This window comes from Streptomyces spiroverticillatus (assembly GCA_014650415.1).
In the GTDB taxonomy this organism is placed as follows: domain Bacteria; phylum Actinomycetota; class Actinomycetes; order Streptomycetales; family Streptomycetaceae; genus Streptomyces; species Streptomyces spiroverticillatus.
In genome coordinates this window covers 184,199-199,101 of sequence record BMUX01000013.1, presented here as the reverse complement: position 1 = coordinate 199,101, position 14,903 = coordinate 184,199, and the positions used below count along the sequence as shown (strand labels likewise).

Genomic DNA, 14,903 nt, shown 5'->3' with positions numbered 1-14,903 from the left:
ACCCACCAGTGTGGGAAGAGCCGCAGCCGGGCGCCGGCCGCCGGGCAGAACCGGCGGAAAAGGGGGCCCCGGCGGCCTCAGCCCAGGAAGCTCAGCCGGACCTTGCGGTCGGGATTGTCGACGTTGGTGTCGACCAGGCAGACGGACTGCCAGGTGCCCAGTTCCAGGCGGCCCCCGATGACCGGGAGCGTCGCGTGCGGGGGCACGAAGGCGGGGAGGACGTGGTCGCGGCCGTGGCCGGGGGTGCCGTGGCGGTGCTGCCAGCGATCGTCGGCGGGCAGGAGGGTGTGCAGGGCGGCCAGGAGGTCGTCGTCGCTGCCCGCGCCGGTTTCGAGGACGGCGATTCCGGCGGTGGCGTGCGGGACGAAGACGTTGAGGAGACCGTCGCGGCCCCCGGCTGCCCCGGCGAGGAAGTCGGCGCAGGCCGAGGTCAGGTCGGTGACGGTCTCCGTCGAGCCGGTGGTGAGATGCAGGACGCGGGTGGTGAATGTGTCGGCCATATTTCCATGTTCGCCCATGGGGCCCGGAAATGGCCGCCTGGTGGGATTCGGCATCCGGATGGTGGGACGACGGTTGACCGTGGTCCGGCGTGCTCGCTACGTTCTGCGCCATGTTGCGTTCAGCTCATCTCACCACGCGCGGTCACATCGACCTGCTGCGGGTGGCCTCGGCCGGTTGTCGCCGCGGCTGCTGACGCCTTTTCACCTCTCGACGCGCCTCGTGTGTGCGTGTCACCCCTGTGCTGATTGAGGGCTGAGCCCTCGTCGTCTTCGTGCCCTCTCCGCCGTCCGCGCGGGTGCCGGGGCGCGCCCGCATTCCTTCTCTCCCTGGGAGCCGTTCCATGACCGTCAGCCATGCGCCGCCGGATATTCCGGATTTGTCCGTACGTGCCGAGGCCGCTGCCAAGACCGCCGCCGTGGCCGGGCCCGAGCTGGAGCCCGTGGAGCCCCGGGGGTCGCGCAAGGGCCGGTTGCGCAAGGTGCCGCGGTGGCTGCGGCGGACGGTGGGGCCCTTGCTGCTGCTGGTGCTGTGGCAGGTCTTCAGCGCGACCGGGGTGCTGCCGGGCGACGTGCTCGCCTCGCCCGGGACCATCGCCCGGGCGGGCGGCGGGCTGATCGCGGACGGGACGCTGCCGGACGCGATGGCCACCTCGCTCCAACGGGTCGCCGTCGGGCTGGTGTTGGGCGTCGCGGTGGGCGTTTCGCTCGCGCTCGTGTCGGGTCTCTCGCGGCTCGGCGAGGACCTGGTCGACGCCAGCGTGCAGATGCTGCGGACGGTGCCGTGGGTCGGACTGATCCCGCTGTTCATCATCTGGCTGGGCATCGGGGAGGCACCGAAGGTCGCGCTGATCGCGCTGGGTGTCGCCTTCCATCTGTACCTGAACGTGTACGCCGGGATTCGCGGGGTCGACGCCCAACTCGTGGAAGCGGGCGAGGCGTTGGGGCTCGGCCGGTGGGGGCTCGTACGGCACGTGGTGCTGCCGGGGGCACTGCCCGGGGCGATGACCGGGCTGCGGTACTCGCTGGCCACGGCGTGGCTGGCACTCGTCTTCGGCGAGTCGATCAACGCCGATGCCGGGATCGGATTCCTGATGAACCAGGCACGCGAGTTCTTCCGCACGGACGTGATCGTCGTCTGCCTGGTCGTGTACGCATTCCTCGGCCTGATCGCCGATGCCGTCGTCCGTCTCCTCGAAAGGCTGCTGCTGCAATGGCGACCGACCTTCACCGGGCAGTGAGCCCGGCCTCCACAGACACCGCTGCCGCCGTACGGGTGGAGGGGCTGACCCGTTCGTTCGACGGGCGTGCGGTGATCGACGATCTCGAACTGACCCTGCAGCCGGGCGAGTTCACCGCATTGCTCGGGCGCAGCGGGTGCGGGAAGTCCACGCTCCTGCGGGTACTGGCCGGGCTCGACCGGGAGATCGAGGGCACCGTCCTCGTGCCCAAGCGCAGGGCGGTCGCCTTCCAGGCACCCCGGCTGATGCCGTGGAAGCGGGTGTGGCGCAACGTGCTGCTGGGGCTGCCCGGGGATCCCGGCAGGGAGGTGGCGGAGGCCGCACTGGAGGAGGTCGGGCTCGGGCACCGGTCCACCGCCTGGCCCAAAACCCTGTCGGGCGGCGAGGCCCAACGGGCTTCCCTCGCAAGGGCGTTGGTGCGCGAGCCTGATCTGCTGCTGCTCGACGAGCCGTTCGGGGCGCTGGACGCGCTGACTCGGATCAAGGCCCAGCGGCTGGTCGCGGAGCTGTGGCAGCGGCGCGGCTGCGCCGTCCTGCTGGTCACCCACGACGTCGACGAGGCGCTGCTGCTGGCGGACCGTGCACTCGTGATGCGGGACGGGGTCATCGCGTACGACACCCGGGTCGACCTGGAGCGGCCGCGCACCGTCGGCTCGGACGGGTTCACCGCGCTGCGCTCACGGCTGCTGACCGAGTTGGGGGTGGAGGAGGCGGGTGCGGACGTCTCCCGTGCCGCCTGACCGTTCCCCTCCACGAATTCCCCCCTTGCTGTCCTGAACATCCCGAGAAAGGCCCTGCCGTGAAACGGCCCCTGCTGATCGCCGCCCTGCTGCTCCCCCTGACCTCTCTGCTGCTCACCGGTTGCGGCGGCGCCTCGTCCGCCGACACGTCGGGGGGCTCGTCCTCCGACGGTTCCGGTTCCGTGACGCTCAACGTCGGTGACCAGAAGGGCGGTTCGGAGGCCATCCTGCGGGCGGCCGGCGAGCTGGACGACCTCACATACAAGATCAAGTGGTCGACGTTCACCTCCGGGCCGCCGCTGCTGGAGGCGATCAACGCCAAGGCCGTGGACGTGGGCGGCGTCGGCAACACGCCGCCCGTGTTCGCCGCCGGTTCCGGGTCGAAGATCACGGTGATCGGTGTGTCGCACGGTTCGTCGGCGGGCGAGGCGATCGTCGTGCCGAAGGACTCGCCGCTGAAAACGCCCGCCGATCTCAAGGGCAAGTCCGTCGCGGTGGCCCAAGGAAGCTCCGCGCACTACCAGTTGGTGGCCGCGCTGAAGAAGGCCGGGCTCTCGCTGAGCGACGTGAAGGTGAAGCTGCTCCAGCCCGCCGACGCGCTGGCCGCGTTCAGCCGGGGCAAGGTCGACGCGTGGTCGATCTGGGACCCGTACACCTCGCAGGTCCTGCGCACCCCGGGCACCCGCGTCCTGACGACGGGCGAGGGCGTCACCAACGGGCTGTCCTTCCAGGTCGCGGCGCCGGGTGCGCTCAAGGACCCGGAGAAGTCGAAGGCGCTCGACGACTATCTGAAGCGGCTGGAGCGCGCGCAGGCCTGGGTGTTCAAACACCCGGAGGAGTGGGCGAAGGTCTGGGCGAAGGAGACCGGGCTGCCGTACGAGGTGGCGCTGGACTCCGTGAAGCGCACGGCCGGGACCCGGGTGCCGGTCGCGCTGGACGACGCGGCCATCGCCTCCGAGCAGCAGATCGCGGACACCTTCGCCGAACTCAAGCTGATCCCGAAGAAGTTCGTGTTCAAGGACTACGTCGACACGCGCTTCAACGGCAACCGTCCGCCCTCCAGCACCCCTCCCCTCTCGTACGGAAAGGCGTCCTCCTGATGAGCGTCCACCTGCACTGGTTCCTGCCCACCGGCGGCGACGGGCGCACGCTCGTCGACCGGCACGCGTACACGGACGGCGGCATCAGCCGCTCCCGGATCGCCCCGACGGCCGGGGTGCGGCCGCCAGACATCGAGTACCTGACCCAAATAGCCAAGGCCGCCGAGCAGTTGGGCTTCGAGGCGGTGCTGACGCCCACGGGGACGTGGTGCGAGGACGCCTGGCTGACGACGGTGGCGCTGGCCCAGCACACGGAGCGGCTGAAGTTCCTGGTGGCGTTCCGGCCCGGGGTGATCTCGCCGACGCTCGCCGCGCACATGGCGGCGACGTACCAGCGGATCACGAAGGGGCGGCTGCTGCTGAACGTGGTGACGGGCGGGGACTCGGTCGAGCAGAAGCGTTTCGGGGACCACCTGGACCACGACCGGCGGTACGCGCGGACGGCGGAATTCCTGGAGGTCGTGCGCGGGGCGTGGGGCGGCAAGCCGTACGACTTCACGGGCGAGCACTACCGGATCGAGGGCGGGCTGACCGCGCTGCCGCCGGACCCGCATCCGGAGATCTTCTTCGGCGGGTCCTCGGCTGCGGCCGGTCCGGTGGCGGCGCAGCACGCGGACGTGTATCTGACGTGGGGCGAACCGCCGGCGCAGGTGAAGCAGAAGATCGACTGGATCCGGGGGCTCGCGGAGGAGCGGGGGCGCACCGTCCGGTTCGGCATCCGGCTGCACACGATTTCGCGGGACTCGGCGAAGGAGGCGTGGGCGACGGCCGACCGGCTGCTCGACGACCTGAGCCCGGAGACGATCGCGGCGGCGCAGGAGGCGCTCGGCAAGAGCGAGTCCGTGGGGCAGCAGCGGATGCTGGCCCTGCACGGCGGCTCGCGGGAGGGTCTGGAAATCTCGCCGAACCTGTGGGCGGGTGTGGGTCTGGTGCGGGGCGGGGCCGGGACGGCGCTGGTGGGGAGCCATGCGGACGTCGCGGACCGGATCGAGGAGTACCACGCGATCGGGGTCGAGCACTTCGTGCTCTCCGGCTATCCGCATCTGGAGGAGGCGTACTGGTTCGGGGAGGGGGTGCGGCCGGAGCTGGTGCGGAGGGGGCTGGTAGCGGGGTTCTGACCGAATCCGGCCGGATTCTGGCCGCCGGGAAGATCCACGGCCCGCACCCCGTTGGTAGAAACATGAACAACTTCGGGGTGCGGGACGTGGACGTCGTCGTCATCGGTGCCGGGCAGGCCGGACTCTCGGCTGCCTACCATCTGCGCAGGTCGGGGCTGGTGCCGGAGCGGGACTTCGTCGTCCTGGACCATGCTCCGGCGCCGGGTGGCGCCTGGCAGTTCCGGTGGCCTTCGCTGACGTACGCGAAGGTGCACGGGATGCACTCGCTGCCGGGCATGGAGCTGACGGACGCCGATCCGGCGCGGCCCTCCTCGGAGGTGATCTCGGAGTACTTCGCCGCGTACGAGGAGGCCTTCGACCTGCGCGTCCACCGGCCGGTGCATGTGGAAGCCGTGCGGGAGGGCGAGGACGGGCGGCTGCGGGTCGAGACCTCACAGGGCGTCTGGCAGACGCGGGCACTGATCAGCGGGACCGGCACCTGGGACCGGCCGTTCTGGCCGCGCTACCCGGGGCAGGAGCTCTTCCGGGGGCGTCAGCTGCATACCGCGAACTACCCGGGACCAAAGGAGTTCGCAGGTCAGCGGGTCGTGGTGGTGGGCGGTGGGGCGTCGGGGACGCAGCACCTGATGGAGATCGCCCCGTACGCCGCCGGGACGACCTGGGTGACGCGGCGGCCGCCGGTCTTCCGCGAGGGCGAGTTCAGCGAGGAGTGGGGGCGGGCCGCCGTCGCGCGGGTCGAGGAGCGGGTGCGGCAGGGGCTGCCGCCGGAGAGCGTCGTCTCGGTGACGGACCTGCCGGTCAACGACGCGATACGCGCGGCGCGGGCGAACGGGGTGCTGGACCGGCTGCCGATGTTCGACCGGATCACGGAGACGGGCGTGGCCTGGGACGACGGGCGCACCGTCGACGCGGACGTCATCCTGTGGGCCACCGGCTTCCGGGCGGCGGTCGACCACCTGGCCCCGCTGCGCCTGCGGGAGACGGGCGGCGGCATCCGCCTGGAGGGCACGCAGGTGGCCCGGGACCCCCGGATCCAACTGGTCGGCTACGGCCCGTCGGCCAGCACCATCGGCGCGAACCGTGCGGGCCGCGTGGCGGTGCGGAACGCGCTGCGGGTGGTGAAGGGGGCGGCCGCACGGGCAGGGGTGTAGTCGACCCCTCCGGCGCCGCCACGCCCCCTCCGGGTGCTAGCCCTTGCGGCGGTTGGCGTTGAATTCGGCCACGTTTCGCTTCTGGACCTCGTAGTCGTGCGTGAAGCGTGTGTCGCCCGGTTTCACCGTGACGAAGTACAGCCAGTTCCCCGCCGGGGGTGTGCGGGTGGCGCGGACGGCTTCCAGGCCGGGGTTGCCGATGGGGGTCGGCGGCAGGCCCTTGCGTTCGTAGGTGTTGTACGGGCTGTCGATCCGGGTGTCCTCGTGCGTGGTGTCGAGGGTGCTGCGGTTCATCGCGTAGTTGAGGGTCGAGTCCATCTGCAGCGGCATGCCGGCGGCCGTGCGGTTCGCGATGACCCGGGCCACCTTGCCCATGTCCTGCGGGGTGTCGGCCTCCGCCTGGACGATGCTCGCGATGACGAGCTCGCGGTGCACGTCGGGGCCCGTGCCCAGGCGTTCCTTCGCCGTCTTGACCATGTACGTGAGCAGGCTCTGCGCGGTGGCGCCGTCCTTCACCGGGTACGTCGCCGGGAACAGATAGCCCTCCGCGTTGCCCTTCGCCGCGGCGGGAAGGCCCAGGTTCGCGGTGGCCGCCGCCTTCTTCGCGGTGCCGGGCGCCGCTCCGACGGCCTTGTCCACGGCCGCGTACACCTGCGAGGAGCGCCAGCCCTCGGGGATCGTCAGGGCTTTGGCGTGGCCGCCGCCCTCCTTCTTCCACAGCAGGAACAGCACCACTCCCCCCGCGACGACGCCGAGCACGGCGAGGGTGCACACCAGCAGGACCAGTCGGCCCCGCGACCTGCGGCGCGGCGGGGGCGTGACTTCCGAGGGCTCGAACTCCATACCGGAACGCTAACCCGGCGACCGAGCCGTCCCGCTGCCGCCTCGGCCTGATGGACGCACCACGGCGAACACGCGAACACGGGATCGGATGTTCGCTGGAACGCGTGATCGCACCGGCTTTCCTTGCCCAACTCCCTTGAGGCGTACGAGGCTTACGGTGCGCAAGCGACGGGCTGCAGACCGTGTTCGCGCTGTCCCACACATGCACGCGTAGGCGGCACACGGGTGCCGCAGCACAAGGAGAACCCAGATCATGAACCTCATCACCGACCTCCTCGCCGGCGTCTTCCACTTCCTGGGCTGGATGGTCTGACCGAGGTCCCGCCGCAGCGCCGTTCCTCCCCCGTCCCAGGGGAGGGGCGGCGCTGCCGCATTTCCGAGCGTGGGCGGGCGTTCCCGCTCACGGTGCCGTGAGGATCTCGGTCCGGGAGTCGCGGCGCACCAGCGCGGCGTACCGCCCGTCGCGGGCGAGCAGTTCCTCGTGCGTGCCCCGCTCGCGGACGCGGCCGGCGTCCAGGACCACGATCTGGTCGGCGTCACGGACCGTGGAGAGGCGGTGGGCGATGGTGATGGTGGTGCGGCCGGCGGAGAGGTTGTCGATGGCCTGCTGCACGGCGTGCTCGGTGCGGGTGTCCAGGGCGCTGGTCGCCTCGTCCAGGATCAGGACGGGCGGGTCGCGCAGGATGGTCCGGGCGAGGGCCAGGCGCTGCTTCTCGCCGCCGGAGAAGCGGTAGCCGCGTTCGCCGACGAGGGTGTCGTAGCCGTCGGGCAGCGAGGCGATGTGGTCGTGGATCTGGGCGGCTTGGGCGGCCGCGACCAGTTCTTCGTCGGTGGCGTCGGGCTTGGCGAAGCGGAGGTTGTCGGCGACGGAGGCGTGGAAGAGGTACGTCTCCTGGGAGACGACGCCCACCGCGCGGGCCAGGGAGTCGAAGTCCAGGTCGCGGACGTCCGTGCCGTCGAGGGTGACGCGGCCGCCCGTGACGTCGTACAGCCGGGGCACCAGGTAGCTGAGGGTGCTCTTGCCGGAGCCGGTGGGGCCGACGACGGCGAGGCTGCCGCCCGCCGGGACCGTGAGGTCGATGCCGGTGAGGGTGGGGCCGGATGTCGCGTCGTAGGAGAAGTCGACGTTCTCGAAGCGGACCTCGCCCCTGGGGGTTTCCAGCCGGACCGGGTTCTCGCGCTCGGTGATGTCGACGGGCAGGTCGAGGTATTCGAAGATGCGCTGGAAGAGGGCGAGCGAGGTCTGCATCTGGACGCCCGTGGACAGCAGGCTCACGGCGGGGCGCAGCAGGCCCTGCTGGAGCGAGACGAAGGCGACGAGCGTGCCCAGCGAGACGACGGGCGCTCCGGCGTTCATGGTCAGTCCGGCCGCCCAGTAGATGACGGCGGGCATGGCGGCCATGACGATGCCGATGGTGGACATCCGCCAGCGGCCGGCCATGTTGGACCGTATTTCGAGATCGACGAGGCGCTCGGACTCCTCGGCGAAGTTCTTGGTGAGGGAGTCGGAGCGGCCCATGGTGCGGCCGAGGAGGATGCCGCTGACCGACAGGGACTCGGTGACCGTGGCGGACATGGCGGCCATCTGCTTCTGGCGCTTGGTGGTGATCTTCTTGCGTTCGCGGCCGACCTTGCGGCTGATCCACACGAAGACCGGCAGCAGGAGCAGCGAGACGATCGTCAGCCGCCAGTCCAGGGCGAGCATGGCGACGACGGTGGCGACGACGGCGGTCAGGTTGGAGACCAGGGAGGTCGCGGTGGAGGTGACGGTCGCCTGCATGCCGCCGATGTCGTTGGCTATGCGGGACTGGACCTCGCCCGTCCGCGTGCGCGTGAAGAAGGCGAGCGGCATCCGCTGGAGCTGGGCGTAGACGGCGGTGCGCAGGTCGTGCATGACGCGCTGGCCGACCGTGGTCGATATCAGGGTCTGGAGGACGCCGAAGACGCTGGTCATGACGGCGGTGACGATCATGCCGAGCGCGAGCAGGGTCAGCAGGCCCGTGCGCCCCTGGGGGATGGCGACGTCGAGGATCTCGCGCAGCAGGAACGGCGAGGCGACGCCGACCAGCGAGGACGCGCCGACGAGCAGGCCGACGAGGGCGAGCCGGAAGCGGTAGGGGTGGAAGAGGCGCAGGATGCGGCGGACCTCGGCGGGCGGCTGCTGCTTGCCCGGTTCGGAGTCGGGGGGCGTCCAGAGTTTCTCGGGGGTCATCTGACGGTCGGGGTGCATGGGCTCCCTCGGAGGGGTCGGCGGCGGGGCGGTCGTGGTCTCGGTTTGAAGAGGTTAGTTCATTGTTACCTCTACTCACAATGCACGGGGTCCTGTTATTGTTCCCGGCATGAGCACACATTCGGACGACGGCATGCTGGCGGAGCAGCTCCTGCGGCTGACCCGGCGCCTGCACCGCGCGCAGAAGCGCCAGCTGGAGCCGATCGGCATCACTCCCGGCCAGGCCCGGCTGCTGCGCGTCGTCTCCCGCTACTCGCTGCGCGACGGCGCCGCCCCCCGCATGACGGACCTGGCCCGCGGCCTGGAGGTCGTGCCGCGTGCCGTGACGACCCTGGTGGACGGCCTGGAGCAGCAGGGCCGGGTGCGCCGGGTGCCGGATCCGGAGAACCGCCGGGTGATCCGGATCGAGCTGACCGACGGCGGCCGGGACACCCTGGACGCGCTCCGCAGCGCGCGCCGGGACGCCGTAGAGGACATCCTGGCTCCATTGACCGCCGACGAGCGCAAGGTCCTCGGCGGCCTGCTGTCCACCCTGGTCGACGGGGGCCTGCCGCAGCCCTGCTGACGCGAGTCCCCGCCGCACCGCCACGGCCGTGCAGCCGTGACGCCGTGAAGCTGTGACGCCGTGAGAGGAACCGCCGCATGCCGCTCCTGGAGCCGAAGCCGGAGGCCCTGCGCCCGACGACCGCACCGGATCCCGCTCCCGACCGGGTGCCCGCCGCCCTCGCGGAGGGGACGCCGCTGCCGCTGCGCCGGGACCTGAGCGCGCTGCTCGGGGCGGAGAAGGTGCTGTGGAAGGTCTCCGACCTGGTGCGGTACGCGGCGGACGCCAGCCCGTACCGGTTCGTGCCGCAGGTCGTGGTGGTCGCGGAGGACGTCGACGACGTGTCGGCGGTCCTTTCGTACGCGCACGGCAAGGGCCGCGAGGTGGTCTTCCGCGCGGCCGGGACCTCGCTGAACGGGCAGGCCCAGGGCGAGGACATCCTGGTGGACGTGCGCCGCCACTTCTCCGGCGTGGAGGTCCTGGACGACGGCGCCCGCGCCCGTATCCAGCCCGGCACCACGGTGGTCCGCGCCAACGCCTCCCTCGCCCGGTACGGCCGGGTGCTGGGCCCCGACCCGGCGAGCGCCATCGCCTGCACGCTGGGCGGGGTCGTCGCCAACAACGCCTCCGGGATGGCCGCGGGCACCACCCGCAACAGCTACCGCACCCTGGCCTCGCTCACCTTCGTCCTGCCGTCCGGCACGATCGTCGACACGGCCGACCCGACGGCGGACGAGGACCTCGCGCACGCGGAGCCCAAGCTCGCCGAGGGCCTGCTGGCGCTGAAGCGGGAGATCGAGGCGGACCCGGAGCTGGTCCGCCGCATCCGCGCCAAGTACGAGATCAAGAACACCAACGGCTACCGGCTCGACGCGTTCCTCGACGGGCGGACGCCGGTGCAGATCCTGCGCGGACTGATGGTCGGCTCCGAGGGCACGTTCGGGTTCATCTCGGAGGTCGTCTTCGACACGCTCCCCCTGGACCGCAGCCTCTCGTCCGCCCTGCTGTTCTTCCCGACGCTGTCCGCCGCCGCTGCCGCCGTACCGCTGTTCAACGAGGCGGGCGCCCGCGCCGTGGAGCTGATGGACGGCAACACGCTGCGCGCCTCGGTGAGCGTGGCGGGCGTGCCGCAGGACTGGGCGGAGCTGCCGAAGGAGACGACCGCGCTCCTCGTGGAGTTCCGGGCGCCGGACGAGGCGGGGCAGGAGGAGTACGAGAAGGCGGCGGCCGAGGTCCTGGGGCAGCTCGAACTGGTCTCCCCCGTCCCCTCCGTCACCAACGCCTTCACCCGCGACGCCACAACCATCGCCGGGTACTGGAAGGCCCGCAAGGCGTTCGTCACGGCCGTCGGCGGCGCCCGTCCGTCCGGTACGACGCTGATCACCGAGGACTTCGCCGTCCCGCCCTCCCGCCTCGCCGAGGCCTGCGAGGCACTCCTCGAACTCCAGGAGACGCACGGCTTCGACGCCGCCGTCGCCGGGCACGCCGCCCACGGCAACCTGCACTTCCTGCTGGCCTTCGACGCGGGCGACCCCGCCGACGTCCGCAGGTACGCGGCCTTCATGGACGACTTCTGCCGGATGACGGTCGAGCGCTTCGACGGCTCCCTGAAGGCGGAGCACGCGACGGGGCGGAACATCAGCCCGTTCCTGGAGCTGGAGTGGGGCCCCCAGGCCACCGAACTCATGTGGCGCACCAAGGAGTTGATCGACCCGGACGGCGTCCTCGCCCCGCGCATCGTCCTCAACCGGGACCCCGAGGCCCATCTGCGCGGCCTGAAGACCATCCCCCGCGTCGAGACCGAGGCCGACCCGTGCATCGAGTGCGGCTTCTGCGAACCGACCTGCCCCAGCGGCGACCTGACCACCACACCCCGTCAACGCATCGTGCTGCGCCGGGAGTTGATGCGCCAGCCGTTGGACTCGCCGGTCGGCGTGCAGCTCCTCGACGCGTACGGGTACGACGCCGTGGACACCTGCGCGGGCGACTCCACCTGCAAGATCGCCTGCCCGGTCGGCATCGACACGGGCGCGCTGATGAAGGAGTTCCGCCACCGCAGGCACTCGCCCCGCGAGGAGCGCATCGCCGCGCTCACCGCGAAGAACTTCAAGGCGGTCGAGGCTTCGGCCCGCCTCGCCGTGGCGGCCGCCGACAAGATCTCCGACCGGCTGCTGACCTCCGTGACGGGTCTGGCGAGGAAGGCGGTACGTCCCGACCTCGTCCCGAGCTGGCTCCCGGAGATCCCGGGCGCCGCAGCCCGTGCGCTCCCCCGCACCTCCCGCTCCGGGGCGCACGCCGTGTACTACCCGGCCTGCGTCAACCGGATCTTCGGCGCCCCGGAGGGCCACACGGGCCCCTCCCTCCCGGAGGCGGTCGTCGCGGTGTCGGCGCGCGCCGGAAAGCCGGTGTGGATCCCCTCCGACGTGCGCGGCACCTGCTGCGCCACCATCTGGCACTCCAAGGGGTACGTGGACGGCAACACGGTGATGGCCAACCGCATCGTGGAGGCCGCCTGGGGCTGGACGGCCGGCGGTCGGCTCCCGCTGGTCGTCGACGCGTCGTCGTGCACGCTGGGCATCGCGCACGAGGTGGTGCCGTATCTCACCGACGAGAACCGGGAGTTGCACGCCGAGCTGAAGATCGTGGACTCGATCGTCTGGGCCGCCGATGAGCTGCTGCCGACGCTGACCGTGCACCGCACGGTCGCCTCCGCCGTGCTGCACCCCACCTGCTCGATGCAACACCTGGGCGACGAGGCGCAGTTGCGTCAGGTGGCCGAGGCGTGCGCCGACGAGGTGGTGGTCCCGGACGACCTGCGCTGCTGCGCGTTCGCGGGCGACCGGGGCATGCTCCACCAGGAGCTGACCGAGTCCGCCACCGCCCGGGAGGCCGCCGAGGTCGGCGCGCGGGAGTACGACGCGTACCTCTCGGCGAACCGGATGTGCGAGGTCGGCATGGACCACGCCACGGGCCGCCCGTACCGCTCCGTACTCCTGGATCTGGAGCGCTCCACACGACCGTGAGACGACGGCCCGCACCACCGCGAGGGGCGGCTCTCAAACCTTCCCGCGCAAGAATCCATCAACCGGACGGAACAAGTCCAACTCCCTTTGCCCACAAGCCCCTTGTGCCCCACCCGGTCCCTCCGTGAGGGTGATCGACACCCGATCCCTTTCACGGAGGTCCGATGTACGACGACACGGCGACACCGACCCCTGACGAAAACACCGGCCCCGACGGCGTGACCCGCCGCTCCGCGCTGCGCACCGCCGGAGCAGTCGGCGCGGGACTCGGCCTCGGCGCGGGGGGCGCACTCGGCGCGGCGGGCACCGCGCACGCCGCCTCGTCCCGGGACGAGGCGCCCCGCCGGCGCGGCAAGACCATGGCGAACGTCCCCTTCGAGCGCCGCAGCACCGTACGCGTCGGCATGATCGGCCTCGGCAACCGGGGCGACGGCATGATCGACCTCTTCCTCGCCCTGCCGAACGTCAAGGTCGTCGCCGTCTGCGACCCGGTCCGCGCCAAGGCCGAGAAGGCGGCAGCGAAGGTCGTGAAGGCGGGGCAGCCCGCCCCCGCGATCTACGCCAAGAACGAGGACGACTACAAGAACCTCTGCAAGCGCGGCGACATCGACTTCGTGTACGTCGCCACCCCGTGGGACTTCCACTACGAGATGTGCAAGACCGCCATGCTCAACGGCAAGCACGTCGGCGTGGAGTGTCCGCTGGCCATGCGCATGGAGGAGCTCTGGGACCTGGTCGACACCTCCGAGCGCACAAGACGCCACTGCATGCAGCTGGAGAACTGCTGCTACGGCCGCAACGAGATGCGCGTCCTGCGGATGGCCCACGCGGGCCTGTTCGGCGACCTCCTGCACGGCGCGGGCGCCTACAACCACGACCTGCGCGGCCTGATGTTCGACCCCGACTACTACGAGGGCCCCTGGCGCCGCCTGTGGCACACCCGTCTGCGCGGCGACCTCTACCCCAACCACGGCTTCGGCCCGGTCGGCAACTACATGGACGTCAACCGGGGCGACCGCGCGGTGAGCGTCGTCAGCGTCGGCTCCCCGGCGCTGGGCCTGGCCGAGTACCGCAAGAAGCACATGCCGCCGGGCGACCCGAGCTGGAAGGAGTCGTACATCGAGTCCGACCGTACGATCAGCCTCGTCCAGACCGCCAAGGGCCGCGTCATCCGGCTCGAACACGACGTGTCGACCCCGCACCCGTACAGCAGGATCAACAGCCTCGGCGGCACGCTCGGCCTCTTCGAGGACTACCCGCCGCGCATCTACCTGGAGCCCACCAACACCAACGACCAGTGGGACGACTTCAAGAAGTACGCGGAGTGGGACCACTGGCTGTGGAAGGAACACTCCAACCCGCCCGGCGGCCACGGCGGCATGGACTACCTGATGCTGTTCCGGCTGATGCAGTGCATGCAGCTCGGTCTGGTCCCCGACTTCGACGTGTACGACGCGGCGACCTGGACGGCGCCGGTCCCGCTGAGTCATCTGTCGATACGGGCCAAGGGCGCCCCGCAGCAGATCCCGGACTTCACCCGGGGCGAGTGGAAGAAGGCGCGGCCGGGCGTGGACTCGGAGAAGCCGAAGGCGTAACGGGGTGAGGAGCGGGGTCCTCCCGGGCCCCGCTCCGCCCTTCAAGAGCCCCGCTCAGCTCCTCAGATAGGCGGCGTCCCCCATCACCATCACCGGTTTCCGCCCCGGGTCCACGCTCCGCAGCAGCGTCTCCATCGCCGCCCTGGAGACGCTCACGCACGCCGAGGTGCCGCTGCCGTGGTCCATGTGGAGCCAGATCCCGCCGCCCTTCTTCCGGCCCTGGGGGCGGGTCGGGTCGTTGGGCGGGGTGCCCTTGACGCGGTTGTAGTCGATGGCGATGACGTAGTCGAAGTCGTGCCAGTGCGTCTTGGCCCAGGAGCGCGGCGCGGCGATCGAGGCGCTGCGCGTGTACGGCAGCTTCGCCCCCGGGTCGGGGAGCACACCGCCGGCGTCGGTCAGCGTGAAGACTCCGGCGGGGCTGCGCCTGTCGTCCTCGCGGTGGTCGGGGGTCCAGCCCTTGACGCCGTTGTGCGCGGGCCAGCGGCCCCGCTGCTTCCAGTTCGGGCCTTCCTTGTCGTACAGGACGACCGTGGCGTCCGCCGAGTCCCTGGACTTCCCGTACACGGCGACGACCTGCCGCGAGTCCGCCGGGATCTTCGCGGTCAGCCGGTCGCCGACCCCGGGGATGCGGGTGGGGTCCTGGGTGGGGGCTGCGGGCGGCGGCGCGCTCTTCTCCTGCGGTGGGGACTCGCCGCAGCCGCCCACCGCCAGCAGGAGCAGCCCGGCCGCCGCCGCACGAAATCCCGTGCGGACGGCGGCCGGTGTGCGGGACCTCTGCGCGGAAGCTGCGAAAGCCGAGAAAGCCATGCGTCCCATGCTGC

13 protein-coding genes are annotated in these 14,903 nt (G+C 71.2%); 9 read left to right on the top strand and 4 right to left on the bottom strand.

Features of this window, described 5'->3' with window-relative positions; all coding sequences use genetic code 11:
- Positions 1-77: 77 nt before the first annotated feature.
- On the bottom strand, positions 78-500 hold the full coding sequence (locus IE269_RS30075; protein WP_189826352.1) for a YjbQ family protein: 423 nt from the start codon (positions 498-500) through the stop codon (positions 78-80).
- Between the two features lie 110 nt (positions 501-610).
- Between IE269_RS30075 and IE269_RS43850 the strand changes: the two genes are divergently transcribed.
- The 6 genes from IE269_RS43850 (at position 611) to IE269_RS30050 (ending at position 5,847) form a co-directional block, all read left to right on the top strand.
- A complete protein-coding gene (locus IE269_RS43850; RefSeq protein ID WP_368861145.1) occupies positions 611-694 on the top strand; it encodes a putative leader peptide in 84 nt (27 codons plus the stop codon).
- Positions 695-841: 147 nt separating this feature from the next.
- A complete protein-coding gene (locus IE269_RS30070; RefSeq protein WP_189826351.1) occupies positions 842-1,738 on the top strand; it encodes an ABC transporter permease in 897 nt (298 codons plus the stop codon).
- Positions 1,711-2,478, top strand: coding sequence for an ABC transporter ATP-binding protein (locus IE269_RS30065; RefSeq protein WP_189826350.1), 768 nt, complete (start codon positions 1,711-1,713; stop codon positions 2,476-2,478). Before IE269_RS30070 ends, IE269_RS30065 begins: the two co-directional genes overlap by 28 nt.
- A gap of 59 nt (positions 2,479-2,537) precedes the next feature.
- Complete coding sequence (locus IE269_RS30060; protein ID WP_189826349.1) at positions 2,538-3,578, top strand: ABC transporter substrate-binding protein; 1,041 nt, start codon at positions 2,538-2,540, stop codon at positions 3,576-3,578.
- On the top strand, positions 3,578-4,696 hold the full coding sequence (locus tag IE269_RS30055; protein ID WP_189826348.1) for an LLM class flavin-dependent oxidoreductase: 1,119 nt from the start codon (positions 3,578-3,580) through the stop codon (positions 4,694-4,696). Before IE269_RS30060 ends, IE269_RS30055 begins: the two co-directional genes overlap by 1 nt.
- A 62-nt stretch (positions 4,697-4,758) precedes the next feature.
- Positions 4,759-5,847, top strand: a complete 1,089-nt coding sequence (locus tag IE269_RS30050; protein WP_189826347.1) for an NAD(P)-binding domain-containing protein — start codon at positions 4,759-4,761, stop codon at positions 5,845-5,847.
- Between the two features lie 36 nt (positions 5,848-5,883).
- Here IE269_RS30050 and mltG read toward each other — a convergent pair whose 3' ends face one another.
- Both mltG and IE269_RS30040 read right to left on the bottom strand, forming a co-directional pair.
- Positions 5,884-6,690 (bottom strand): endolytic transglycosylase MltG, encoded by an 807-nt coding sequence (mltG, locus tag IE269_RS30045; protein ID WP_189826346.1) that lies wholly within the window; start codon positions 6,688-6,690, stop codon positions 5,884-5,886.
- A gap of 400 nt (positions 6,691-7,090) precedes the next feature.
- Complete coding sequence (locus tag IE269_RS30040) at positions 7,091-8,902, bottom strand: ABC transporter ATP-binding protein (RefSeq protein ID WP_189826408.1); 1,812 nt, start codon at positions 8,900-8,902, stop codon at positions 7,091-7,093.
- A gap of 127 nt (positions 8,903-9,029) precedes the next feature.
- Between IE269_RS30040 and IE269_RS30035 the strand changes: the two genes are divergently transcribed.
- From IE269_RS30035 to IE269_RS30025, 3 genes are all read left to right on the top strand, one after another.
- Positions 9,030-9,485 carry a MarR family winged helix-turn-helix transcriptional regulator gene (locus IE269_RS30035; RefSeq protein ID WP_189826345.1) on the top strand — a complete coding sequence of 152 codons (456 nt, stop codon included), beginning with the start codon at positions 9,030-9,032 and terminating at the stop codon, positions 9,483-9,485.
- A 77-nt stretch (positions 9,486-9,562) separates the two neighbouring features.
- A complete protein-coding gene (locus tag IE269_RS30030; protein WP_189826344.1) occupies positions 9,563-12,487 on the top strand; it encodes an FAD-binding and (Fe-S)-binding domain-containing protein in 2,925 nt (974 codons plus the stop codon).
- Between the two features lie 164 nt (positions 12,488-12,651).
- Positions 12,652-14,082 carry a Gfo/Idh/MocA family protein gene (locus tag IE269_RS30025; RefSeq protein WP_189826343.1) on the top strand — a complete coding sequence of 477 codons (1,431 nt, stop codon included), beginning with the start codon at positions 12,652-12,654 and terminating at the stop codon, positions 14,080-14,082.
- Positions 14,083-14,136: 54 nt separating this feature from the next.
- On the opposite strand, the gene IE269_RS30020 is transcribed toward IE269_RS30025, so the two are convergent.
- Positions 14,137-14,889, bottom strand: a complete 753-nt coding sequence (locus tag IE269_RS30020; protein ID WP_189826342.1) for a L,D-transpeptidase family protein — start codon at positions 14,887-14,889, stop codon at positions 14,137-14,139.
- Positions 14,890-14,903 lie beyond the last annotated feature (14 nt).

Bases quoted from the DNA above. Each gene is read 5' to 3' on its own strand.
- IE269_RS30065 (WP_189826350.1), top strand. From the start codon at position 1,711: ATGGCGACCGACCTTCACCGGGCAGTGAGCCCGGCCTCCACAGACACC.
- IE269_RS30025 (WP_189826343.1), top strand. From the start codon at position 12,652: ATGTACGACGACACGGCGACACCGACCCCTGACGAAAACACCGGCCCC.
- IE269_RS30030 (WP_189826344.1), top strand. From the start codon at position 9,563: ATGCCGCTCCTGGAGCCGAAGCCGGAGGCCCTGCGCCCGACGACCGCA.
- IE269_RS30040 (WP_189826408.1), bottom strand. From the start codon at position 8,902: ATGACCCCCGAGAAACTCTGGACGCCCCCCGACTCCGAACCGGGCAAG.
- IE269_RS43850 (WP_368861145.1), top strand. From the start codon at position 611: ATGTTGCGTTCAGCTCATCTCACCACGCGCGGTCACATCGACCTGCTG.
- IE269_RS30070 (WP_189826351.1), top strand. From the start codon at position 842: ATGACCGTCAGCCATGCGCCGCCGGATATTCCGGATTTGTCCGTACGT.
- mltG (WP_189826346.1), bottom strand. From the start codon at position 6,690: ATGGAGTTCGAGCCCTCGGAAGTCACGCCCCCGCCGCGCCGCAGGTCG.
- IE269_RS30055 (WP_189826348.1), top strand. From the start codon at position 3,578: ATGAGCGTCCACCTGCACTGGTTCCTGCCCACCGGCGGCGACGGGCGC.
- IE269_RS30050 (WP_189826347.1), top strand. From the start codon at position 4,759: ATGAACAACTTCGGGGTGCGGGACGTGGACGTCGTCGTCATCGGTGCC.
- IE269_RS30075 (WP_189826352.1), bottom strand. From the start codon at position 500: ATGGCCGACACATTCACCACCCGCGTCCTGCATCTCACCACCGGCTCG.
- IE269_RS30035 (WP_189826345.1), top strand. From the start codon at position 9,030: ATGAGCACACATTCGGACGACGGCATGCTGGCGGAGCAGCTCCTGCGG.
- IE269_RS30020 (WP_189826342.1), bottom strand. From the start codon at position 14,889: ATGGCTTTCTCGGCTTTCGCAGCTTCCGCGCAGAGGTCCCGCACACCG.